Annotated in this window: 18 protein-coding genes; 13 read left to right on the forward strand and 5 right to left on the reverse strand. The window is 38.6% G+C overall.

All coding sequences use genetic code 11. The annotated features are described in order from the left end of the window. The first annotated feature begins 4 nt into the window (after positions 1–4). The 3 genes from NST31_RS17815 (at position 5) to NST31_RS17825 (ending at position 4,307) form a co-directional block, all read left to right on the forward strand. Complete coding sequence (locus NST31_RS17815; RefSeq protein ID WP_077110173.1) at positions 5–394, forward strand: BlaI/MecI/CopY family transcriptional regulator; 390 nt, start codon at positions 5–7, stop codon at positions 392–394. Further along, complete coding sequence (locus tag NST31_RS17820) at positions 394–2,193, forward strand: BlaR1 family beta-lactam sensor/signal transducer (RefSeq protein ID WP_339165610.1); 1,800 nt, start codon at positions 394–396, stop codon at positions 2,191–2,193. The genes NST31_RS17815 and NST31_RS17820 overlap by 1 nt, the downstream gene beginning before the upstream one ends. 95 nt (positions 2,194–2,288) lie before the next feature. Then, a complete protein-coding gene (locus NST31_RS17825; RefSeq protein WP_339162361.1) occupies positions 2,289–4,307 on the forward strand; it encodes a penicillin-binding protein 2 in 2,019 nt (672 codons plus the stop codon). Between the two features lie 291 nt (positions 4,308–4,598). On the opposite strand, the gene NST31_RS17830 is transcribed toward NST31_RS17825, so the two are convergent. Next, the gene (locus tag NST31_RS17830; protein ID WP_339162363.1) at positions 4,599–5,681 is read right to left on the reverse strand and encodes a tartrate dehydrogenase; all 1,083 of its coding nucleotides are present in this window, start codon (positions 5,679–5,681) and stop codon (positions 4,599–4,601) included. A gap of 275 nt (positions 5,682–5,956) precedes the next feature. After that, the gene (locus tag NST31_RS17835; protein ID WP_339162365.1) at positions 5,957–6,637 is read right to left on the reverse strand and encodes a GntR family transcriptional regulator; all 681 of its coding nucleotides are present in this window, start codon (positions 6,635–6,637) and stop codon (positions 5,957–5,959) included. An 873-nt stretch (positions 6,638–7,510) separates the two neighbouring features. Between NST31_RS17835 and NST31_RS17840 the strand changes: the two genes are divergently transcribed. Then, the gene (locus NST31_RS17840; RefSeq protein ID WP_339162369.1) at positions 7,511–8,113 is read left to right on the forward strand and encodes a YpjP family protein; all 603 of its coding nucleotides are present in this window, start codon (positions 7,511–7,513) and stop codon (positions 8,111–8,113) included. A gap of 167 nt (positions 8,114–8,280) precedes the next feature. On the opposite strand, the gene NST31_RS17845 is transcribed toward NST31_RS17840, so the two are convergent. The 3 genes from NST31_RS17845 to NST31_RS17855 form a co-directional block, all read right to left on the reverse strand. Beyond that, the gene (locus tag NST31_RS17845) at positions 8,281–9,804 is read right to left on the reverse strand and encodes an AbgT family transporter (RefSeq protein WP_339162371.1); all 1,524 of its coding nucleotides are present in this window, start codon (positions 9,802–9,804) and stop codon (positions 8,281–8,283) included. 95 nt (positions 9,805–9,899) lie between these two features. Further along, on the reverse strand, positions 9,900–11,198 hold the full coding sequence (locus NST31_RS17850) for an amidohydrolase (protein ID WP_339162373.1): 1,299 nt from the start codon (positions 11,196–11,198) through the stop codon (positions 9,900–9,902). After that, a complete protein-coding gene (locus NST31_RS17855; RefSeq protein ID WP_339162376.1) occupies positions 11,179–12,399 on the reverse strand; it encodes a M20 family metallopeptidase in 1,221 nt (406 codons plus the stop codon). The genes NST31_RS17850 and NST31_RS17855 overlap by 20 nt, the downstream gene beginning before the upstream one ends. Before the next feature lie 658 nt (positions 12,400–13,057). Between NST31_RS17855 and NST31_RS17860 the strand changes: the two genes are divergently transcribed. From NST31_RS17860 to NST31_RS17900, 9 genes are all read left to right on the forward strand, one after another. After that, positions 13,058–14,374: a hypothetical protein gene (locus tag NST31_RS17860; RefSeq protein ID WP_339162378.1), complete on the forward strand. Its 1,317-nt coding sequence runs from the start codon at positions 13,058–13,060 to the stop codon at positions 14,372–14,374. A gap of 305 nt (positions 14,375–14,679) precedes the next feature. Next, entirely contained in the window at positions 14,680–15,252 is a 573-nt protein-coding gene (locus tag NST31_RS17865) for a VanZ family protein (protein ID WP_339162380.1), read from the forward strand. Positions 15,253–15,907: 655 nt separating this feature from the next. Beyond that, entirely contained in the window at positions 15,908–16,480 is a 573-nt protein-coding gene (locus NST31_RS17870) for a hypothetical protein (RefSeq protein ID WP_339162383.1), read from the forward strand. A 170-nt stretch (positions 16,481–16,650) separates the two neighbouring features. Continuing rightward, positions 16,651–17,226, forward strand: a complete 576-nt coding sequence (locus NST31_RS17875) for a cadmium resistance transporter (RefSeq protein WP_077110186.1) — start codon at positions 16,651–16,653, stop codon at positions 17,224–17,226. 181 nt (positions 17,227–17,407) lie between these two features. Continuing rightward, positions 17,408–17,959, forward strand: a complete 552-nt coding sequence (locus NST31_RS17880) for a cupin domain-containing protein (protein WP_339165611.1) — start codon at positions 17,408–17,410, stop codon at positions 17,957–17,959. Positions 17,960–18,111: 152 nt separating this feature from the next. Beyond that, positions 18,112–18,366: a hypothetical protein gene (locus NST31_RS17885; RefSeq protein WP_339162386.1), complete on the forward strand. Its 255-nt coding sequence runs from the start codon at positions 18,112–18,114 to the stop codon at positions 18,364–18,366. A gap of 231 nt (positions 18,367–18,597) precedes the next feature. After that, the gene (locus NST31_RS17890; protein ID WP_339162389.1) at positions 18,598–20,808 is read left to right on the forward strand and encodes a DUF2339 domain-containing protein; all 2,211 of its coding nucleotides are present in this window, start codon (positions 18,598–18,600) and stop codon (positions 20,806–20,808) included. A 624-nt stretch (positions 20,809–21,432) separates the two neighbouring features. After that, entirely contained in the window at positions 21,433–22,152 is a 720-nt protein-coding gene (locus tag NST31_RS17895; protein WP_077110189.1) for a cytochrome c biogenesis protein CcdA, read from the forward strand. Positions 22,153–22,433: 281 nt separating this feature from the next. After that, entirely contained in the window at positions 22,434–25,475 is a 3,042-nt protein-coding gene (locus tag NST31_RS17900) for an ATP-binding protein (RefSeq protein ID WP_339162392.1), read from the forward strand. Positions 25,476–25,849: the final 374 nt, after the last annotated feature.

The raw sequence follows: 25,849 nt of genomic DNA on the forward strand, positions 1-25,849 counted from the left end.
CGCGATGAAGGAGATTCCGCAAATATCAGAAGCAGAATTTGAAGTGATGAAAATAGTATGGAAATATGAACCGATCTCCACCCCCGAAGTAGTAGAGAAAGTTTCAAAAAAAATTGATTGGAAGCCGAATACGATTCAAACTATGCTTTCACGCCTCGTGAAGAAGAAGGCTTTGCAAACGAAAAAACAGGGGAGAGTATTTGTTTACACATCTCTAATCGAAGAACATGAATATGTGGAACAAAAAAGTAAAAAATTTCTTAAACAATTTTTCGGCGGTACGTTGAATACAATGGTCTTAAATTTTATTGAAAATGATCAGCTTTCAAAGGAAGAGATTTCGGACCTGAAGAAAATATTATCTGAGAGGGATACGAAAGAAGGGGAAAAATGATGGATATTTTTATACTCCGTTTTCTATTAAGTACGATTCTCGTATCTCTTCTTATTTTAATAATTCTCTTCACGAAAAAAATATTCGCCAAACATATGTCCAAACAAACACATTATAAAGTTTGGTATTTTCTATTTACTCCCCTTCTTATTTCCTTTTTTCCTTGGGATTTTTTCCGCCTACATGAAATATCCCAATATATGAAAAGCCTGATGTTCACTAATAGGAACACGCCATTGAATCATGAACAGATAAGTGGAGTGGAAGTTTCACAAGCACCCAACACAAATGTCCTGCATGATTTCTCCGTGTCTGTAAATAAGGCAACGCCGGATTTCTTCTATCATACCTTTATGGCTGTTTGGATCACTGGAATGGTTATTTTCGTTGTGATGGCGATTTACGCAAACTATCAAATCCGGCAATTAAAAAAGTCGGCTGCTCCTATTCAAAATGAAAAAGTAAATGAATTGTTAGAAGTGTGCAAAGAGATGGTCGGAGTGAAAAGAAAAATAAAGTTGCAAGAAACAGCGCTTATTGCCTCTCCTAGCACGCTTGGACTGATACAGCCTTATATTCTTTTACCAAAGACGACACTGGAAACATTCTCATTAAACGATTTAAAATATGTTTTTTTACACGAATTAACCCATCAAAAAAATAAAGATGTGCTTATTAATTACGTCATGTTGTTATTAAACATTATGTACTGGTTTAATCCATTCGTATGGCATGCCTTAAAAGTCATGAGGATGGATCGAGAATTGGCTTGTGATGCCGCTGTTTTAAATCGCTTGGATGAGAGCGGATATATCGAATATGGACAGACGATCATTCATTTTGCAGACAAACAACAAAGCCGCGCCTTTGGACAGTACGCCTCCGGGATGGGCGGAACAAAAACACAAATCAAACAAAGAATCAAGAGCATTGCGAATTACGCTGGGGATTCTCAATTATTGAAATGGAAAAGCAAAGCAATCTGTGCGGCTCTCGGGATTTTTATGCTCTGTCTGACACCGCTCACCTGGGTGATCGCCAGTTCAGACGACGTATATCAATTTAATAAGAAAAATGTAATATATGAAGATTTAAGTTCTTATTTTCATGGATATAACGGGAGTTTTGTTTTATATGATCCCTTTAAAAATCAATATCAAATTTATAACCGCAAGATGAGTGAACAGAGGGTTTCTCCCAACAGCACGTATAAAATATATTCTGCATTATTTGCTTTGGAAACAAATGTCATAACTCCTCATCACAATGAACAATTTTGGGATGGAACAGTTTATCCCTATAAAGAATGGAATACGAATCAAAGCTTATCAACTGCATTGGGCAGCTCTGTCAATTGGTATTTTCAACATTTAGATCAAAAAGTAGGGAAAAAACAACTACAATCTTATTTTCATCACATAAACTACGGGAACGAAGACCTGTCCGGGAATCTGGAGCGTTACTGGATAGAATCTTCATTAAAAATATCACCAATTGAACAAGTACAAATATTATATGGATTAGATGAAAATACATTTGGCTTTAAAGAGGAAAACGTTCGTGCAGTAAAAAACGCAATCCTTATTGATGAGCAAAAACATCGTCAATTATTTGGAAAAACAGGCACTGGTTCGATCAATGGGAACAATGTCAATGGTTGGTTTATCGGCTTTGTAAAAAAGAATGATCGTAGCTTTTATTTTGCTGTCAATATCCAAAATAAAAAAGGACATGCAAACGGGAGCAAGGCGGCGGATATCGCCCGGCAAATACTGCGTGATAAACGAATATACGAATAAAAAAACCCAAAAAGGATTACTTCATCCTTTTTGGGCATTTTCTCCACTTAATACTACAATTGTAGTATTTATTCCTGTAAAAGGAGCTTTTTATAATGGAACAAAAAAAGAGAAATGTAACCACATTACGAATCAATTTCCTGCTTTTTATCATTTTTCTGCTTTTTTCTGCTCTTATTTTGCGGTTAGGTTACCTTCAAGTTGTACACGGTGAACAGTTTTATAAAGAGGCTGATAAATCGCATTTGGTCGTTGTAAAAAAAGCTGTGCCAAGGGGATCTATTTATGATCGGAAGCATCGTCTATTAGTCGGAAATAAGGGGAAGAAAGCCATTACGTATTTTCGAAATAATGATAGTACGCCAAAAGCGATGGTAAAATTAGCGGAAGAACTAACGAAATTTATTTCCATAGATACGACTGGGCTTAAAAAACATGATTTACAAGAATACTTTGTCGCCAAATATCCGGATAAAATCAATCATCGGCTTACTGGAATGGAGCAGCGTTTAAAAGCAGGAGATTTATATAAAGCGCAAATAAAAAAAGTGACTGACGACGACCTGGCTTCCTTAAACGAAACAGAAAAAAGTGTTGCCAGTATATATAAAAAAATGAACAGCATTTCCGCATTTGAAACTGTAACTATTAAAAATAATCATGTGACGGATGAAGAAGCGGCCAAGGTAAGCGAACATATGCAAGAGTTACCGGGCATCGACGTTACAATGGATTGGGAACGTGAATATCAGGAAGGCACCGTGTTAAAAAGTGTATTCGGTTCGGTAACATCCGAGAAAACAGGTTTGCCTAGTGATGAAAAAGAATTACTGCTGGCTAAAGGCTACACCTTAAATGACCGGGTCGGAAAAAGCTACTTGGAAAAAGGATATGAAGATGTGCTGAAAGGCACTAAGGAACAATATGAATTAACAATTAACAACGGAAAAGTGGAAAAATCTGTTCTTAAAACAGAGGGGAAAAAAGGAGATAATCTCGTATTAACGATCGATATTGACTTTCAAAAAGAACTAGATGACATTGCAACCAACGCGTTGCTTCAACGGAAAGGAAAATTGGCAGATCGGCTTTATATTAGTGCCATTAATCCGCAAACTGGGGAAATTCTCGGCATGACCGGAAAAAGGATTAACATGGCTACAGGAAAAATAGAAGATGATACATTAAGTGTTTTTAATACTCAATATACGATGGGATCCAGCATAAAAGCGGCTACTGTTCTTGCGGGTTATATGGATAAAGTGATTTCATTGGATGACAATACACTCATTGATAAACCACTTAAATTTGCGGAGACAAAATCAAAAAGTTCTTGGTTTAACCGCCGGGGAAGTATGCCATTAAATGACATCACCGCGTTAGAAGTATCTTCGAACTCCTATATGATGCAATTGGCTATGCGGATGGGCGGAAAATATGACTACATGCCTGAGGAAAGCTTGAAAATGGATAGTAAAGCGGCTTTTCATAAACTCAGATATTATTTTTCGCAATTTGGCCTCGGTGTTCCAACCGGACTGGATATTCCGGGGGAGACGCATGGTTTAAAAGGAGTAGAAACAAATCCTGGTCTCGCTCTTGATCTTTCTTTCGGGCAATTTGATACGTATACAACTCTGCAATTAAATCAGTATATATCGACGATTGCGAACGGGGGAGACCGGATCGCTCCAAGAATTGTAAAAGAAGTTAGAGGCTATCATGAGAAAGGTGAACTAGGTGAACTAAAAAAAGCTTTTACTCCAAAAGTCATCAACCATGTAAATATCGAAAAAAAATATATTGATAGGATTCAATCGGGCTTATATCATGTTGTATACGGCAGCAATCCATATGGAACAGGAAAGAAACTTTCCGATTTGCCATATAAAGTCTCTGGTAAGACCGGAACTGCCCAAGCTTTTTATAGTGGGCCCATTCAATCGGCAAATATGACGGCTGTCTGGAATTTGACTTTCGTAGGCTATGCCCCGTCGGATAATCCGGAAATTGCGATCGCTGTTGCTTTGCCTTTTATGGATACAGATAAACAAGATGCGATCCTGGATATCCCCAAAAAAGTATTTGCTGCTTATTTTTCGCTTAACACATGATGATTAAGTCGTTTCATTTTGTCCTAAATACAAACTCTCTAAAAAGAGTAAAGTCCATCAGAAAGGCTCGATTGACTCGTAAATGCAGACGAAACTGTGTAAGTGGGAGGTGTACGCTCCCGCTTCACAGTTTCGTTTCGGTTTATGACAAATTAAATCCTGAAAAACCGCCATTTTAAAGACAATGGAAAATCGCCAGAAAAAGCTGCCAATCAATAAGGAAGGAAGCTGACTTGCCAGCTGCCGCTTTTAAACAATGAAATTCAATTCATTGTAGTAATGATTGATGGATTATTTACTATGAACCCCTTTTTTGTCGACAGCAATAAGCCGCTTGATGATTTCATTTGTAACCTCTTTTGTGCTATGTTTCCCACCAAGGTCTGGCGTTAAGATGCCATCGTTTGTGACGCTTTCAATAACAGTCAATAATGTATTTCCCAAATCTTCTTCTCCAAAATGATCTAACATCATTTTAGCCGTCCAAATTTGGCCAATTGGGTTGGCAATCCCTTTTCCGACAATATCCGGAGCCGATCCGTGAACAGGCTCAAACATGGAAGGATATTTTCCGTTGACATTAATATTCGCTGATGGGGCAATTCCAATGTTGCCCATAATCGCCGCCCCCAAGTCTGATAAGATATCTCCGAATAAATTGCTTGCCACAATGACATCAAATCTTTCAGGCCGGGTGACAAAGAACGCCGATAAAGCATCGATATGTTGGGAATCAGTGCTAATTTCCGGATATTCTTTGGCAATCTCTTTAAAAATTTTGTCCCAGAAAGGCATCGAGTATGTAATGCCATTTGATTTTGTCGCGCTTGTTACATGCTTTTTCCGTTTAGCCGCTAATTCAAAAGCATAACGCATGACTCTTTCCGTTCCTTTTCTTGAAAAGACCGCATTTTGAATGGCCAATTCATCTTCACCGTTGTAGATATTTCCCCCAATAGCGCTATATTCTCCTTCACTATTCTCTCTAACAACGACTATATCAAAATCCTTAGGGTTTATAAGCGGGGATCTCACACCACTCATCACTTTTGCGGGACGAATATTAATCACTTGATCAAATTCACGACGAATTTTAATGAGTAATCCCCATAAAGAAATATGGTCGGGAACAAGATTACTATCTCCCACAGCTCCCAAGAATATACTATCGAAATCTTGTAATCTCTCCATGCCATCATCAGGTATCATTTTGTTATGTTCGAGATAATACTCACAGCTCCAAGGAAAGCTGGTAAAATCAAATGTTAATCCTCCATGAATATCTGATACCGTGTTCAAAACATCGATTGCTGCGGGAACAACTTCTTTACCAATTCCGTCTCCTGGTATAGCGGCGATTTTTAACGTTTTCAATTTCAATCTCCTCGCTTTCATATATAATTGTCGTGCAACAGGTCGACAGTATCCGGTCGACCAGATCATAATTTGATTATACGAGACGAAAAAACGTAAAGCAAGCTCGTTTTTTTAAAAAACTTCTTGTGTGAGTGCGCGTATTTTTACAAAAATGGAAAGAGGCCACCACTCTATGTAAGTGTGTGGATTGAAATATTTTCAATGAGCGGCAAAAGGGGAAGTGCCGCATGTCGCGCTCTATGGGGAGTATATAAAAAGCCATGATCTACTCATCACGGCTCAGTTGTTTCGGTTGTATGAAGAACGCCAATCAAATGGGATAAATCTAATTTCAAATGTTCAACCATTTCTTTGGAAGCTTGTTCCGCATTTCTTTTCTTCATTTGTGAAAATATGTCCCAATGTTGGCTCAGGATTTGATCTGCTCGACCTTCTCCCTGGAAGTTTAAGATACGGAAAAAGTACATAAGTGATTTTAAATCATTGAGTTGCTTTTGCAATCGGCGGTTATGCGTATACTGGACAATTAAATTGTGAAATTGTTCATTTAATGTAATAATCGTATTCGCTTCTTCTGAATGAAGGATTGCCTGCTCCGTTTGTTTTAGAGTACTCTCAATGTCAGCCAACTCCGTATCCGTTGAAATGGTAGTCGTTAACCCGACCGCGAAGGACTCGAGCGCCATACGGCAAAAGTATATTTCCTCAACATCCTTTATGGTTGGCTCGTAGACGATTACTCTGGACTTTTCGTCAACTGTAACAAGCCCTTCTGTTTCTAAAATACGAATGGCTTCTCGAACTGGACTTTTACTGACATTAAATTCTTTAGCCAATTGCGTCTCGATAATACGTTCTCCCGGTTTGAACTTACCTTCAAAGATCATTTTCTTTATGGAGTGATAAAACTGTTCATAATACGGTGTCGGTTTCTCAATCTTATAATCACTCATATTCCTCACCTTTTTCTATACTTTCTACATTTATATAAAAACGAAGCCAATTTTCATTGGCGATGAACATGTTTCTTGATAACAATATTTTCTTCCATGTCTTAATCCTTTGTTTTCTACAGCATACATAAAGCTTGCTCAATTGTCCTCTTTAAGGATAAAAAGAAAGGGGGCTGAAGTCAATGTATGTTCACGAAAATGAGGCTAAACCATCTTCCCTTTAGACTGGTACTTAACGCCGCTTTGCCAGATGCCATGAAGGGGAAAGCCGGATGCAAAAGGACTTGGTGTATACGAAGGGGATTATTTTAAAAAAGGGTGGTTACTGTCGACGAAAATGAATAAAAAAGGCGGGTTTCTTTGTCTGCATTATTGTATGGAGAAGATTATACTACAGCCATTATACTCTATTTACATCCGAAAAAAGTTCAGCCTTTTGAGAAAAATGCCTATGCAAACTATTTATTGTTGTAGGAAAAAGAGATTCTGTGAAAAGGAAAGATGCTTATTCAAAACAATGTTCCATCAAGGACTTGGGACCTTGCCCAAAGCTATATTGAAAACTAGTCCAAAAAGTTGGAAAAGTCATCGTTGACCGATCAAGAATTCCCTTGAAATCAAATAAGCGGATGGGGCAGCTGACAAAAATGATCCATTCCTTCCACATATTATTTCCCTAAAATGAGGAAAATCAGTTGGCTAAAACGGAAAAAATATATTAACATATACATAATGATCATGTTCTTATATACATGCTTTTTTGGTAGATCGTTTTGATTTTTCGGTGAAAGATACGATAGATTCATATTTTGAATGTAGACCGTCTATATTCCCGATTACATATAGGGGTTGTGAAGAAAGGAGATCCCAAAAATGAAGCTATGGCTCAGAAGAATGTTCGTCTTTTTTGTAGCCATCATGACCTTTGGATTGTATATCCCGTCAGCTCAACCGGATTCGAAAGTAAATGATGAGAAAAATATCCTTTCTTCTAGTAAAATCGTTGAGGAAAATGATGAAGGCTCCGACTCTCCAACTGAAGATGGAGATTGTGTCCATTATCCCGAAGAAAAGGAAAGCAAAACGACTTTACTGGCCAAACAGGCAAGAGAACAAGCGATAGCGAAATTGGGACCAAGAATTTTGGAGCAGGTGGAAGATGACTTCATGGAGGTCATTTTACCGACAATGGAAGAAGTTTTGACCACCCTGCTTGTCGAGGCGGGATCGCAAGAAGTTCCCTATTTCATGATTACTGATCAACCCGCCGATGGGTACGGAGAAAAAATATTTCATGTATATGATGTGCGAAATGATATGGATATTGCCAGATTTCATGTCAGGCGTGATAAGAGGCCGTTAGAAGGATACTGGTTTAATTTCCATTATCATTTGAGTAAAGATCATTTTGAAAAGCACCATGAAATTGGAGAGATTTACTGGTCTAAAGATGACCCGCCAAAATGGATGGCATGATGATTGTTCATAACAGTGTTTGCGATCTTTTTTCGTTTTGACTTCATGCAAAAACACCTTCGAAATTGTGTATGTTATTTCTGCGTACCTGTTCGAAGGTGTTTTTTGTTGTTAGGTTAATCCATGATCGTGTTCAGCCTTGTTAGTAATGATTTTTCATCACAATCTTATAAATGAACGGTTATTCCCGGCCCAAACGGAATTCCGAGGTAGGCAAATAACAATAGTAAAAGAATCCATGTTCCCAAGAAAAACAGACTATATGGCAACATGAGGGAAATCAATGTGCCAATTCCGGCTTTCTTATCGTAGTCTCTCATAAAGGAAAGCACGATCATCATATAGGGGTTCATGGGTGTAATGACATTTGTCGACGAATCCGCAATTCGGTATGCCGCTTGCACAAAAGCGGGGTGATAATCAAGAAAATAAAACATTTTAACAAATATGGGCGCTTCCAAAGCCCATTGCGCAGAGCCGCTAAAGACAAACAAGTTTAAGATCGCTGTTAATAAAACAAAACCGATAATGACCAATATGCCTGTTAAACCGATGGACTGTAAAAAATTTGCTCCGCTTACCGCAATCCATAAACCTACATTAGACCAATCAAAGTAAGCGATAAACTGGGAAGCTGCAAATATGAGCACGATAAAGCCGGACATGTCTTTCATGGCATCTCCCATATATTTTCCAATATCTTGTGTCGATGTGATTGTTTTCAATGTGAGGCCATACGTAACACCGAGAATGATAAAAAAAACGATAATAAGGGGAATAATGCCATCTAAAAACAATGAAGGGACAATTCCACCACGTTCATTTGTTAATGGAGAATGAGGAATAAGCAGGACAATGATTATAAAAGCAATATAGGCTCCCCCCGCAATCGCGGCATTTTTTAACCCTTTCATTTCTAATGCCGTAGCCTTTTCAAATTGTTTCCCGACAGATCCTTCGTATTTTCCAAGTCGGGGCTCAACTATTTTTTCTGTAACTAAGGCCCCGACAACAGATAAGATGACAACAGAAGTTACCATGAAGTACCAGTTATCTGCCGGTGTAACAACGATATCTGACCCGAGGGATTGCATTACTTCTGTAGTAATACCGGATAAGAGTCCATCTGTTCCCGTAATCATAAAGTTTGCTGTAAAGCCGGAACCGACGCCGGCAAAGCCCGCAGCTAATCCCGCCAATGGATGTCGTCCAATGTTATAAAACACCATCGCGGCCAGGGGAGGAATAATCACAAAGGCTGCATCAGAAGCGATATTTCCCATAATTCCGGTAAAAACAACCGCGTATGTCACAAGTGATTTTGGCGCTTTTACAATGGTGCTTTTAATCGCGGTTTCCAATAAACCTACTTTATCGGCTAATCCAATCCCAAGCATCATCGCTAATACAAGACCTAAAGGTTTAAAGCTGACAAAGTTATCCAGCATCGAGGTCAAGATGAATTCCAACCCTTCTGTTGACATTAAGCTTTTGACGAAAATCTTTTCTTCTTCTCCCGGCTGGATAAATGAAACGTTAAAAAGAGAAACAAGCCAGGAGAAGATCATCACGATGATTGCAAGATACACAAACAACATAAAGGGGTCTGGCAATTTATTCCCAACTCGTTCAATTCCATTTAAGAAACCTGTCAGTTTTGACCTTTTTACGGAGTTATTTTCTAAAGCCATATCATTTACCCTCTCTTTACTTTTTATCTTATAAAGCGCTTACATATAATCGGTGTGAATGAATTGTTTTTCACTTTGGGAAAGGCCATCAATTACTAAGAGGATGTTCTTTCCGCAAGCACAATCCGAATAAACGTTTCCAATGCCACGGGCAGCAATTTTTCTTGAAAATCAAATCGTGGATGATGGTGAGGGTAGTGTAAATGAGTGCCAAACAACATATAAGTTGCTTTACCACCATTTTTTTGAACCTGATCCACCATATAGCTTGCATCTTCTGAACCCATCACAGTTATTTCCGGAATGATGTTTTTAATATAGACACCATTTGCGCAACATGCTGAAATATGAGAGATCAACTCCTCACTGCAAACTATTTCATTGGTGCTGCCCACTTCTTCAATATGTGAGTGAACATCGTGCATGGAAGCCGCGCTCTCAATGATGCGTTTTGCCTCCTCAAACATATACTGATTTACTTTTCGTGTGATTCCTCTCGTTTCGACTTCCATCTTGCTGTTATCGGCAATAATATTTCGCCCATTTCCAGCCATTAATTTTCCGACATTGATACGTGTGATTCCCTCACTATGACGAGGGATTGCATATAAATTAGAAACGGCTGTAGCGGCAGCCAATAAAGCGTTTTTCCCTAATTCCGGTTGCATTCCCGCGTGGGAAGATTCTCCTTGGAACGTGACATTCAATTTGGTTGAAGCTAAAAACCCTTCTGTAGTTGCGGCCACTTCTCCCACTGCCAGAGGTTGAATGCCAATATGTCCGGCGTAAAAATAATCAACATCATCAAGCCACCCTTTATCAACAATTGCTTTCGCACCGCGCCCACCTTCTTCGGCAGGCTGGAAAATAAGCGTATAGCGTCCCTTTAGTTCATTTATATATTTAGCAATAAAGGCGGCCAACCCTAAGCCAATCGTCATATGGCCGTCATGGCCACAAGCATGCATGACATTCTGAAACGCAGATGCAAAATGGTGTTGAGAAGGAAAATGAGATGACTCTTTACATTCATCAATTGGCAATGCATCGATGTCGAATCGAAAGGAAAGATGGTTTCCTGTTTTACCTGTATCGATCGTTGCTATAACACCTGTAAATCCACCCCGCATGTGATGTAACCAAGACTCTTCGACGCCCCACTCTTGGGCAATCGTCTCTTGTTCTATTAACTTCTTGTTCTCGGGAACACCTAATCGTGATTCGTCTTGCATTACATCCTTTCCAAGGTAGATTGTATATCCAAGTCTCTGTAATTCTTTTCCAATTTTATACGTTGTGATATATTCCATAAATCCAAGCTCAGGTTCTCGATGGAATGAGCGCCGCCATTTTACTAGTTGCGGCGATATATCGTCAATAAAAGCAGCTATCATTATTTTCATCCTTTTTTAATTCATGTAATGTGTCGATGGCAATTTGGGTTAATAAGGCGCTTCCAAGCGGCAAAGCTTGTTCATTTAACTTAAAAAGAGGGTCATGCAGCGGTTTTTGTGCTGTTGGATCATCTAGTTGAGTTCCTAACCATATAAGTGCTCCCGGATATCGGTTTAAAAACCGACTGAAATCTTCGGCTGTTAATGCTGGCTTTACTTCTGGCGCCGCATCTGGTCCCATTATTTTTCGTGCCGATTTACGTGCCAAGCTCGCCCATTTGGGCGTATTAACGGTAGGTGGATATCCATCTTGGTACTCAATTTCTACCCTTGCTTCATACATCTCGGCAACTTGATTGGTAATGATAAAAAAGCGTTCTTTGATTCGATTTTTAATAGATTGCTTATACGTTCGAATCGATCCTTCAAGTATTACTTTGTCCGCGATCACATTTGGCGCGTAGCCACCTTCTATTTTGGCGATGGTAATAACAGAAGCCTCCATTGGATCAACATTTCGACTAACAATAGATTGCAAGTTTGTAATTAAATAGGCCGCGGTCACGATGGCGTCACTCGTCTCATGAGGCATACTCGCATGTCCCCCGTTGCCATGGATCGTAATATGAAAACGATCACTCGCACCCATCATTTCCCGATTTCGAATGCCTACTTTTCCAACGGGAAGTTCGGGCCAGACATGTTGTCCGTAAATGACATCAGGTGTATATGTCGCAAAAACGCCATCCTCCAACATGGCTTGTGCGCCCCCAATCGGCGCATCTTCTTCCGCTGGTTGAAACACGAGCAAAATCGTTCCGTGAATATGTTCCTTCAAGTTATTCAGCATATAACCGGCTCCAAGTAACATGGCTGTATGCGCATCATGGCCGCAAGCATGCATGATACCATGATGTTTAGAGGCAAAAGAACAGCTATTTTGCTCCACAATCGGGAGAGCGTCCATATCAGCTCGTAAAGCGACTGTTTTTCCTGGGTAATGACCATGAATAATGCCTAAAACTCCTGTTTTCGCGAAACCGTTTTCAAAAGGAATATCGTATTTTTGCAGCGTTTCCATGATTAGTTGTGAAGTGTTCCATTCATTATTACTCAGTTCCGGATATTGATGCAGATGCCTTCTGATCTCAATGATGTCATTTTCCACCTGTAGTATATGTGTCTGAATATTGATGTCCATGGTTAACCTTCCTTCTTTATGATAATGGAATATTTCCATATCTATTCCGTAAATGGTCATTTTACATGGGGTCAGCGTTATAGTTTATGAGTATGTTTATACCAAGAATAAGATGAATCATTTCTGTTGGGGGGGAGGATGAAGGCTTGCTCAAATCTGGTATATTAGCCCTGTCCCGCGCCGCGATCCATTTCGAGATAGATTACTGTTTACCCTTATAAAGCTCAACAAATGAATGACATTCTCCTTGAGTTTTTGCTGTCCTAAGAGGGGGGGACTCCCAACCTGACAGCATTTTTTCCTCTCAACAACTTTGGCAACCTCTAAGCCCGCCAAAATCACCCAACAGCCACATACATGACAATGGCTGGTCAAAGTATGTCCCATCTTATACTGATCTTATGCAGTTTTTCGACGACTGGCAGGCGCCCTTTAGTTCATTATTTCTTTGCGCTGCTTATATTAAGGATATTTCCTTATATATTCCTTAATATAAATAAACGATGTTTTATTGTCAATAGTAAAAAAATTTAAATAGAAATGGAGAGGAAAGGAAAGATAGGGTTTTTTCTATGGTATAATAACGGTGTTTGGAGGAGATCTGTATATAAAGTAATCTGTAAAATGAACGGACGACCATTATCGAAGGAGAACATCAATGAAAAATCGAATAGGAATTGTCGGACCACAAGATTCCGTTGATCTTATATTGGAGGTTGCACAAGAATTTCATGATCGAATCACGCAAGTCCCGTTTGTTTATACACATTCGGAAGAGGCAAAAGACATTGTATTGGATCATAAAGATAAAATTGATGTGTGGTTTTTCTCGGGACAAGCTCCTTATGCGATAGCAAAGCCATATATCAAATCAAAAAGCGGTTTTTACCCATCTTTAACGGGGTTTAGTTTAACCAAAGTGTTGCTTGATATATCCTATCGTGATCAAAAAAGCTTAGATCGTTTGAGTTTTGACACAATACCTGCCAGCGAAGTAATGGAAACTTTTTCCGAACTGCATTTGCAAACGAAATCGTTGGAACTTTTTCCTTATAGCGGTTATAAGCCCAGCGAGGAATTATTTCAATATCACTACGATCTTTATAAACAAAATAAAGTGGATTGTTGTATCACGGGCATTCACTCTGTATATAAGAAGTTAAATGAATTGGGCGTACCTTCTTATCGGCTCATTCCGACTAAAATGGATATTAGGGATAAAATGTTGATTGCGACACAGCGAAGTGAAATTATGCAATTTCAAAGTTCCCAAATTTCTATCTTGATCCTGCAAATACATGAGATGAGCCATTTGATTAGTAAAAGCAATGTGTCCTTTGATGCGCATCGTTTAAGTTTAAAGTTGCAAGAAATCGTGATTGAATTTGCCGAAAAAATACAAGGATCTTTTATCCAACAAGGGATTGAAAAGTTTATTATTTTTTCTACAAGAGGCACGCTGGAAGACCAATCCAATCAATCCATATTTGATTTATTAGAAAAGATAAAGCTCATTACGAATCTCCCGGCCAATCTGGGGATCGGCTATGGCATTACCGTTGTAGATGCGGAGCAAAATGCCTATCTGGCATTAAACCATGCAAATCAATATGATAAAAACACGATCATGTTAGTAGATGAAAAGGGAGTGGTGAACGGGCCGCTTTTCGATAAAAACAGTATTTCATTCACACGGCGCATTCATGATTCGGAAGTCGTAGATAAGTTGCAGCTTGCAGGTGTAAATGTGAGTACCTACACGAAAGTACTAGCGGTTCAAGAAAAATTAAGAAACGGTTCCTTAAGCGCCCATGAACTTGCTAAATGGTTAGGAATGACACAACGAAATGCCAGAAGAATATTAAGTGACTTGGAAAAGCACGGATTGGCTCAGATTGTGGGGGAAGAGGTCCCCGGTACACGTGGAAGACCTCGAAGAATCTTCAAAGTGGGGAAGGTACAAGACACCCCATGAAGCTTCCCGATATAACTTGGTCGCTTTTTGGCTGCCGCCAAATTTCCGGATCATTGGAAGTAGTTTAGTTGGTTGCCAGTCAAGAAGGGGGAGGGCAGCTTAGTTCGAAAAGGTAACAAAAAAAGAGCACTGTAATGACTCATAAAGAAGAAAATAGGCTCCGCCTTCCCATCGTCACGAGTTCTTAATGCGGGAAATAAAGTGGCGAGCTTACTACATAAAGCTTTGAAAGATTGTCTTTCCTCATTCTGCGGAATCAATAAAGCATCATGTTCCGAATAGTAATAGGTAAGGAGAAGTTTAATATGAGCATTAACATCATAACTGTAATCGGATTCATCGGCTTATTGTTATTTATTATATATGATCTTTTTAGAAAAAAATTGAAAAACCTATTAAAGAGAACGATCCTGTTCAGCTTTATTTTCTATTTCATTGTAGTAGCCACTGTTACAACGGGATATATTCACATCCCTCCTCTTGAAAGGGGAGTTGTCAATATACAGCTTTTTCCGTTTTATTTTATTTGGGATTTGAGCGGTTATGGCCCAAACAGTTGGTTCTTTTGGAATGCGGTAAAACTCTCCTTTTTTAATCTCATCATGCTGTTCCCATTGGGTGTGTATTTACCGTTCATTTTTAACATCCAGAGTATAAAAAAAGCAACGCTTATCGTGTTTTTTACAAGTTTATTGATAGAGACTTGCCAACTTGTTCTTGTATGCTTTGGCTTTTTATCAGGACGGACGTTTAATGTAGATGATTTACTATTAAATACATTGGGTGGTACTTTAGGTTTTATCTGTTTTAAAAAAATCGCTGAACTGATTCTTGGGAAAAAAAGCAAGACCAAACATATAAGCAGCTTTCCACAATAAAAATCAAGGAGGAAAAAATGAAAGAATTTCCGTTCGAACGTCCAACTATTTATTATGATGAACCTTCTGATGAAGGCTTTGAGCGGCATGTGGCAGTTGTAGATAAACAAGAGACTTTCATTCATTAGAGATGCCTTTTACTGAATCGTTTGGGGAAGTTTATCAACATATGAATTTCCTCCATGAAAATCTTGATGAGAACACCCCGTATTTCCCCGTCATGTTATACCATGTTTGAAAGAGGGGATACCTCATATGACTAAAAAAGGGGCATTTCCTACTGAGAATGAAATCGGATGGTGGGTTGAACCAGAAACTAGTTGTTCCTTCAAGCCTCCCTTAGCCCAATTAAAATATCATTCCAGGCTGAATCCTTTTTGGATTCGGTCTTTTTTGGCTTTCCTGCCATTTTTTATTTCAAACAGTAATCAAAAACATTCCAAAATGAGGGCTTTCGCTCTCATTCCTCCAGTGGTCATACGGAGAAAAATGGGAGTGGCATTTAGACGACATTGGGAAAGAATAGAGTATTTACCGCGGCTTTTAAGTAGGTGTTTTAAGGATACGCTCGGCACTCGGCTTACATATGATAATTTGCAGGGCTTCATGATTAAATTACTGGAATGGCCATTAAACAAAAAGTGAGGGATTTTCGTTGGAATGGCTCAGCTCTTTTTTTATCATCAATCTGATCGGATTAAGTGCCAATTTAGATAATACGGGAGTTGGCATTGCATATGGGCTTAAACATTTTAGAATACCTTCTTGGTTCAATGCCATCATTAATGTCATTGGTTTCTTTAACACACTGATTGGTGTTTTTTTAGCATCTATCATTTCGCAGGTTATTTCTCCTACAGCAACTGGACTTGTTTCTTTTTGTGTGTTTTTTTCTATCGGATTTTTGACAATTTATAATCGTTATTCTGGCTTACTTGATGGAAAAAATAAACCGATGGTAAAAATTCATCAGCCTACATTGCGGCAGGCTATTATCCTCGGTTTTGCTTTGTCGGTCACCAATATTGCTGCCGGATTTGGAGCGGCGGTTGCATATGAATTACTTATTTGGCCTTTGATCATTAGTATTACTTGTTGGGGATATATTTGCATTTGGATTGGAAATGTGATAGGAAATACTGTTTTCTTAAAAATGTTTGGCCAATACTCTTCCCTTGTTGCCGGGCTCATTTTTATGGCAATAGGTCTTAATCAACTTTTTCAATAATGCCCACGCAAACTCCAAGAATAAAATGTTAATGAGATTTTACGTATTAGGCATTTGTATTGCTTTTATCAATATAATGGAATGATAACGATTCTTACTGAGATGCTCTTTTGAAAAAACAAATGGGATTAGGAAAGAGAAAACCAAAAGAAAAGGTGATTTCATAAGAGATGTTAAGTCTTGTTTCAATAATCCTATTCTTTGTAGCAACAAATCTTGATGACCTCTTGTTTTTAATAACCTGGTTTTCACAAGCAAAAACAACAGAAGAAAAATGGTATATCGTAGCAGGGCAATACATTGGTTTTATTCTCCTTCTATCCATTAGTTTTATCGGGGCTTTTGGAACTTTGCAACTTTCCGAGGAGTGGGTAGGTTTATTTGGGTTCATTCCGATCTATCTCGGAATGAAATCACTCATGTCTTTATATCAGTCGCGAAAGAAAAAAAGCCGCCCTGTTATGTGGCTGTTCAAAACCGCAGTCATAACCTTTGCAAATGGCGCCGATAATATGGGAGTCTATATTCCGCTGTTTGCAACTTATAACCTTGAGAAGATTATGTTGATATTAGTGATTTTTTTAGTCCTAGTAGCGATTTGGTGTTATTTGGGACTTGTATTAGTTCAACAACCTTTATTTGCCCGGGCACTCGAACGCTACGGTCATTTTATCGTTCCTTTTGTTTTAATAGGCTTAGGCGTCTTTATTATGGTAAAACAAGGCACATTTCATTACTTTTTGTAAAGACGGCTTCTAAATGATTCAAAACAACATATAGAAAAAAGATGTGAAGGATATTTGTTGAAAGGAAATCTTTTTTTCGCGGTAAAAGTGGTTGGAGCCCGGAATAGTGTCAAAAGTCAATGTACCTTCCCAAAGCATCTTGCATAGGATGATGTATATATTTGTGAAGGGAATGAGCAAATTGTATCAAACTTCTTATATGTTTCCATACCCTTATTATGCATATGACTATGCAAGACACCCGGTATATTGGACTGCTCCATATTCAAATCAACTTGATTCCTCGCACTCATCAATTCCCACTGACAGATTGAAAAGAAAGGACTATGGAAGTCAACCATTTGTGGTGAATATCGAGAAGGCCGTAAAGCAAAATCGCACGTTTCGGACAGCCTTGTGGACAGGGAAGCATTTACAGGTCACATTGATGAGTATCAAACCGGGAGAGGATATCGGCTTGGAAATTCATCCACATCTTGATCAATTCTTAAGAATTGAACAGGGGCAAGGAATTGTTCAAATGGGTAATACGAAAGAAAATTTATACTTTAGGAAAAGAGTTTATGAAGACTATGCAATTATGGTGCCTGCCGGTACATGGCATAACGTAACCAACACTGGAAATATACCATTGAAATTATACTCCATTTATGCACCGCCACAACATCCATTCGGTACTGTTCACAAAACGAAAGCCGATGCGATGGCCGCTGAAAGAAATCAATTTTATTAAAGGTGGGGGCGTAAAGAGTTGATGATGTTTCATCAGCTCTTATTTTCATTTTGTTGACGTGGGTTAACGAGGAGTTGCCCCCGGAATAAAGTTGTTGATTCTACCGTTACGCTAGACAAATGTATTCCATTGTAAGAAGGAAGGAAAAACCGTTGGGAATAAATGACATCGACAGCGAAAATGACAGAAGAAATCATTTACTGCGAATTTCTTCTATTGGCATTCACCGTCACGTTTTTATGGCCGATGGCATTCACCGTCACGTTATTTTCAGAATGGCCGATTTGATTTTCCATACATATCAAGTTGTGTCTCGTATCATTGAGACAACCTTTTTTGGCTTTGTATATGATTGCCATCACCTTGGACTTCATTATCTCGCTGACCCGTCTTCACGCTGTGGTTGATTACGGCGGAAAGTTGTGTGATGTGAGGAATAAGGGGAAGTAAATCAGTTGCATTCCAAAATAGCCTTGTTTTGTTATGATCTTAGTAAGACAGCAATAAATATACAGCAAGGAGTAATGTGATGGAACTTGTGTGTAAATTCTTTTTTATAAGACTTTCGTACATTGTACATGATGAATCTTCCAGATATAATGGCGGGAGGACATATTTCCATAAAAAGGAGCAGTATAATGGATGAAAATATAAAGAAATTAGTCCGAAGAGTTGAAACCTTGGAAGAGGAAGTAAGTACTTTAAAGCGAAAAATTGCGAAAATGGAGCCCCTGTCAACTGCTGACATCAGGAAAGCGGAAGTAAAGGAATCACCACAAAAAACAACGGTTGAGCAAACAGGAGAACGAATGACGGCTGAGCCGGAAAGCAAGCAAACAGCTGCGCAGACAATGGCCGAGTTGGAAGACAAGCAAATAGTTGCGCAGACAACAGCCGAGTTGGAAAGCAAGCAAACAGTTGCGCAGACAACAGCTGAGTTGGAAAGCAAGCAAAAAGCTCAACCTGTTCAAATGAAACAGGAGCCGAAAAAAGAAGTAGACTTTGAAAAAATATTGGGAATTTGGCTGCCGCGCGTTTTCATGTTCATTCTATTACTGGGCGTTTTATGGGGATTGAAAGTCGGCATGGACAACGGCTGGATTACCTATTCAGTCAGAATTGTGATGGGATATGCAAGCACCATACTTCTTTACTATTTAGGAATGCGCTATGTAAAAGGCGAGAAAAAATTGTTCGGGGTGACGTTGCTGGGCGGAGTTATTGCTTTGGGGATTTTAACGACATTTGCCGCACACTATTTATACGATTATTTTCATTATATGTTGGCGTTTATAATTGGCATCTTCTACATTGCGCTTGGATTATTTTTGTCTAAAAAAACAAAGTCCGAAACGCTTACCATTTTCTCTGCCATCGCCGGATTTTTACTGCCATTTTTATTAGAAGGTCAAGGAGCAACAGCTCTTCAATTTTGTTTATATATCTTATTGCTTTTCTTATCATTATTTTATGTTTCATTAAGTGAGAAACACAAAATCACTTTTTATGTAACCTTTGTCTTGTTCCATGTAACGTTAATGATTTATGCCAACTTTGCAGGAACGTATGGCAGTGAATATATTATTGTAGCCACCGTCCTCATTCAGCATATATCCTTATTGACTTTTTATATAAGAGGACTTATTTCAAGACAAGTATTTACAGAAGTATTAATTTATACAAACTTTGTATTTGCGATAAGCTGGATTAAATTGCTCATCCAGCCCCAAGAAGTGGTTGTTTACGGGTTGTTTGCATTATTATACATCGTTTTAACAGCATATGTGTTTTCCGAAAAAGATCGTTCGTTACAAGGCGTGCTATCGGCCGTAGCGGTATTTGCAACGAGTGTGTTTATCTTGTCATTTCAGCTTGAACATATTCAAGTGAAATTAATGTTATTGCTTATTAACGGCGCGATCGGATTATGGGTCGGCCTCTATTATGCTACGAAACGGACGATTGTCACGAGTTCGATCATATACGGGATTACAGCCTGGACGGTTATCTTAACTGTATATATGGAGCGGTTTGTTTCATATGATCATCTCGTTTGGCTCCTGTTGTTAATAACGATGGGGTGGATCTATCATTCTATTTATCGCTTTGGGCCGAACAAATTTCATTTACAAGTCCAAAAGATTGATATGAGTCTGATGATCGGGCAAATCATTAGCCTGCTTTATATTTTTCACTTAACCCAAATTTGGCTGGCTCAGACTTACCTGCCATATGAAACAGAAAGTCATATTCAAGCGCTCATCTTTATGGCCGCCTTGCTTTTCATGTATTTTGCATATAAATGGAAACATGGGGTTTATGTGACGTATGCGGCCGTGATCGAATATTTGGTGTTGGGGCTTGTCATTGTTTCTCTGCCATTAACCGATGATTTTCTGAATCAATGGTTTTTATTTCATTTATTTGTGGAAATCGGATATGTCTTTTTGTTAACATGCCTTTTTGTGATCATTTTCAAAGGAAAACTTCCTAATAAGGAAGGATTGAAAGCAAAAGCTTCTGCGTATTTTATTGCGCTGCAAGTTACTTGTTTTATCTTCTTAAATAAATGGTATTTCGCCATTACAAATGTGTACGATTGGGATAGAGAATATGTCTTTTTAGTTCATACATTTTTACTCTTTTTATTCGCGTTTCTCTCCATTAGTTTGGGACGGAAATGGAATTGGAAAGCTGTAAAAATCATCGGGAGCTTGCTCATTGGCTTTTGTTTATTGAAATTGTTTTTCATTGACTTGATCAATATTTCCATCATTATTCGGGCTATCCTCTTTATTATCGTTGGGGTTGTTGGACTGTTGTATTCAAGGACATTATTGAAAGATTAGTTCATGAAAAGAAGGGAGCCAGAGCGGTCATTTTGTAAAAGTGAGCCGCTTGGGCGGCTCCCCTACAATGGAGTAGAGACACGAAACCTTGGCGTCAAACGGAAAAAAATAGCGGAACGTCAACTCATTCATGGGCCGTCTGTATCCTTTCTTGATTTGTTTCCAGACTTCAAGGAAACAGAACAAAAAGCGAACTGATCACAAGTTTGAAAAATAAAGCGGGGCTGGGGACATAAGCAAATACGAAATAGCGGGACAAACCCTGTAAAATGAAACAAACCGCATGAAATCAAGTTTAAAACCTTGATTTCACGCGGTTTTATTCTCACGATTTTTACAAATATGCATCAGATTTCAACTTGTGTCCCAGCCTCCAGTTGTTGAGAAACCCTTGAAAACTGAATCACGGGCAAATCCATTGGGGAGTTGCTCGCTTCTTTGTTCATTTACTCTGTCCTTATGGGCTTACTATCCACTTTCTCTAGAAGCGGTAGTTTGTTCTTAAAGTCGTCACAGTGTATTCAAGCACCCTATTGTTTTATTTTGGGATAGGCTATACGATTGATGCAAACAGCTCCCATATTTCGGGTATGTAAGCGAGTATGGCTGTAGGAGTGAAAAAAGTTGGAAAATGTCACTGTATTACTTGCATTTAGTGCAGGTTTTTTAGCGTTTATTTCTCCATGTTGTTTGCCGCTGTATCCGTCTTTTATTTCATACATAACCGGGGTCTCTGTAAATGAGTTAAAAGAACAAAAAGAAACTTTCTTCAGCAAAAAAGTATTGCTTCATACGCTGTTCTTTTCTTTAGGTTTTTCGGTTGTTTATTATATCCTGGGGTTTTCTGTTAGCAAGCTCGGAGCGTTTTTTTCTGCCTATCAAAGCTATATTAAAATGTTTGGCGGCATTTTCTTAGTGGCAATGGGCCTGTTTTTAATGGGCGTTATTAAACCGGCATTCATGTTCAAAGAAGTTCGGCTTCATTATCGAAAAAAATCTTCTAGCTATTTCAGTTCTTTTTTAGTTGGTTTCGTATTTGCCGCTGGATGGACACCTTGCATAGGGCCTATTTTCGGGGCGATTATATATGCAAGCGTTTTAAATCCCGGACAAACATTTGCCAATATTACGGCTTATTCATTGGGCTTTTGCATTCCCTTTATTTTGATGGCGCTTTTTATTAGTAAGACTAAGTTCATCTTAAAGTATTCTTCCGCTTTAATGAAATTTGGCGGTTTTGTTATTGTCATTTTGGGTCTCATGCTTTATTTTGATAAAATGCTGTATCTAAATATATGGGCTTCCACTTTACAATATTTTATTGAAAGTTTATTTTTCGATTAACCATTCCTATTTTGAGGAGTCTTTTTCTTTCAGTGAAAATAGATCGCGGTTGTTAACTCCCTGCTTTAGTCTGCTACATGACAATGTCTTGTTTTAATTGTTAAATTTGATTGGTCTATCAAATTTCATCTTAATCAAGCAAATAATAGGGTGTTTATGGGTCAATATAATAATCTTCCGCACGGATTTCAACGTATAAGCATTGTTTTATGTGCGGTTATTTTGCCATCAGGCTTTTTGCGATGCCTATACCATGGCATGGAGAGGGTGGGGCGTCTGTTTTGAGTAATTTTAAATTGAAGCCTTTGTTAACCCTAGGGTTCATTTTTATCTTTCTGACAACTCTTCGTCTTTTATGGGTGGCGTATCACTATCCTCCAAAGCAACCTTTGGCGCATGATGGTGTTTTGGATTTGCAAGACTATGATTTAAGTAATGATCAGACCATTACGCTGAACGGGGAGTGGGCTTTTATTCCAAATACTTTCATTTCTCCCGACCTGACAAACGGCAATGTAAGCAATATGGAAAAAACTTTATTGCGGGTACCATTTGAGGGGGAAAAGAACGTAACTTATCAATTTGGAACATATCGGTTACGGATTTTACTTGACGGAAATCAGGGAGATGTGCGTACATTTGGGATTCGGTTACCATCAGCAAAAACGGCTTCTGCATTGTTTATCAATGGACGGTTAAAAGCACGCTCTGGTACAGTGGCTGATAATCCTCATGAACATAAAGGGGAAGATATACCGTCCACAGTTTTCTTTAGCACTGATCAACAAGAGATTGATATTATTTTGCATATTTCTAACTTCGATACTCCTGAAAGTACAACGATCAATAAAACGATCACATTCGGTATGGCCGAGGCGATTATCAAGGAAGAGAGTTTCATAAAAAATTTGATCACGATGATTGTCGTTGTCCTTATTCTTCATAGTATATATTCACTACTCATTTATTTTTTTATTTATCGACATAAAATGTTGCTTTTTTTTACAGTCGGTTTCCTTTTTCCGGCGATAGATGAGGTCTTGATTTACGATAAAGGTATGCTCTCATGGCTTCACCTTGATTATGATTGGTCCATGAAGCTGGGGAACTTGATTTATTTGGGCTCTTCATTTTTCTTTGTGCAATTAATGAGGATGTTATTGGAAAAGCACCGAAATGACCAATGTTTTCGTTGGTTTACGATATTATACGGTCTTTGCGCATTAACCATTATCGCGCTTCCCACAGAATATTTAGTACCGGCAAATGCCCTCTTCTTTATCGTTTATTTCTTGTCATTTATCACGATTCTTTTTTTGGCTCTGAAAGAATATTTTCATCATCACAAAGAATCTTTTTTTCTTGCCTTCGTTACTTTGAGTACGACCTCCGGAATTATTTGGGGACTGATCAAAGTCTTGGCCAAGATGGAAATACCATTTTACCCCTTTGATTATATATTCGCCTTTCTCGGATTTGCTATCTTTTGGTTTAAACAATATCATAAGAAAAACAAGCAAGCGGCAGAACTTGTCCATGAGTTACAAAAGGCGGATACATTGAAAGATGAATTTTTAAAGAATAGTTCTAAAAAGTTGCGGACACCTTTGAATGAAATGATCATTATGGCACAAACGATATATGATGGGAAAAGGACCGAATTTGCAAAACAAGACAAGGATGATCTTAAATACCTGATCAATATGGGAAGAAGCATGTCCTTTATGCTCGCCGATCTTCTTGATTATACACGGCTCAAGGAGCGGACAATCCAGATAAACCCACAAAGTACGAATATCCATGGATCTGTCTCGGGGGTGTTCGACATGTTAAGGTTTATTTCAGAAGGAAAGCAGGTTCAAATGATATCAACGATTCCGTCTTCTTTTCCAAACGTATATGTTGACGAAAATAGACTGATTCAAATATTGTTTAACCTTTTGCATAATGCCATTAAGTATACACATGCAGGAAAAATAGTCATTGATGCCGATGTGCGTGATAATATGGCGGTGATTCATGTTCAGGACTCCGGGCAGGGAATGGATGAGGAAACACAGAAGCGAATATTGGCTCCCTATGAACAAGGAGAACCATATGATACTGGGTTGGGCCTAGGTCTGAATGTTTGTAAGCAGTTAATCGAATTGCATGGGGGCACTTTACAAGTGGAATCTGTATTAAGGAAGGGATCAGATTTCTTCTTTACATTGCCACTGGCCAAAAAAGAAAATGTCGCGAATATGGCAATACAGAGTATGGATATAAATGAATCGGCGGCTGCGGTTGATGGTAGTATGCGCAAGCGGCAAAATCATATGGCTGACAGCAAAAAGCATTATATTCTTGTGGTAGATGATGATCCGGTCACTTTGAAAGTCATCAGTAATCTTTTCCCGGCTAACAAATATGATGTCTTAACTGTCATAAGCGGTAAAGAAGCACTGGACATGTTAGATAAAGTTGAATGGGATTTAATCATTATCGATGCCATCATGCCCCATATTTCCGGCTATGAATTGACGAGGTTGATTCGGGAGAAATATTCCGCACTGGAACTCCCGATCCTTTTATTACCTGCCAGAAATGATCCTGAAGATGTGTATACTGCTTTCTCTTTAGGGGCGAATGATTATGTGACAAAGCCCATTCATTCTCTCGAACTGAAATCTCGCGTACGTGCCCTTATTGATTTTAAAGACTCAGCCAATGAGCGTCTTTATATGGAAGCCGCGTGGCTGCAGGCTCAAATTCAGCCTCATTTTCTCTTTAACACTTTAAATACAATCGCATCGCTAAGTGAAATTGATTCAGAAAGAATGATTAACCTACTTAATACATTTGGAGAATACTTGCGCGGAAGCTTTAATGCGGAAAATTTGAAGCGGCTCGTTCCTTTGAATCATGAACTTGAACTGGTTCGTTCTTATCTGTATATCCAAAAGGAGAGATTTGGAGATCGCTTGCAAATAAAATGGGAAGTGGATGAAAACGAGGTTTTCGAAGTTCCACCCCTTTCGATTCAACCGCTTGTGGAGAATGCTGTCCGTCATGGCGTTATGAAAAGAATACGCGGAGGAACCGTTGAGATACGAATTGAAAATCATCCTACATTTACAACAATTGCCGTTGCGGATGATGGTGTGGGCATCAGCAAAGAATTAATGAGCCGAATACTGAATGAGAAAACCAAGATTGGAAGCGGCATTGGGTTGATCAACACAAACAGACGACTAAAACGAATATACGGACACGGATTAGAGATTACCAGCTCGGTGAATCATGGAACAGAAGTGAAGTTTAACGTCCCTAAATTAGAATAGTGGGGATGTAGACAATATGATCATACGTCTTGCATGAAAATCATTCAAGGGCTACCATTTTTTTGGAATATGCATAGCTGTATGAGGGTCAATATTGAAATGAAAATGGGTAATACAGTTGACGAAAACAAAACACTCATCCTATTAGGTGTCATGAACTTGATCTGATCATCAAATATGTAACAGGCAATTTTTCATTTTCTTGAAGCTTACAGAATATATCCTTTGGCGCTTAATATATGGTCGTGCTGGTTGTCAGCGGATTTCGTTTTTCTCGAATTTTTGAGCCATTTCCGGTTTGTTCCCAGGTATTCCGATTTTGCTTAAAACGGGTTTAACATTTTGTGAACAGACTATAGTTATACGAAGAAACA

It is taken from the genome of Siminovitchia sp. FSL W7-1587, assembly GCF_037963795.1.
Classification (GTDB): domain Bacteria; phylum Bacillota; class Bacilli; order Bacillales; family Bacillaceae_C; genus Siminovitchia; species Siminovitchia thermophila.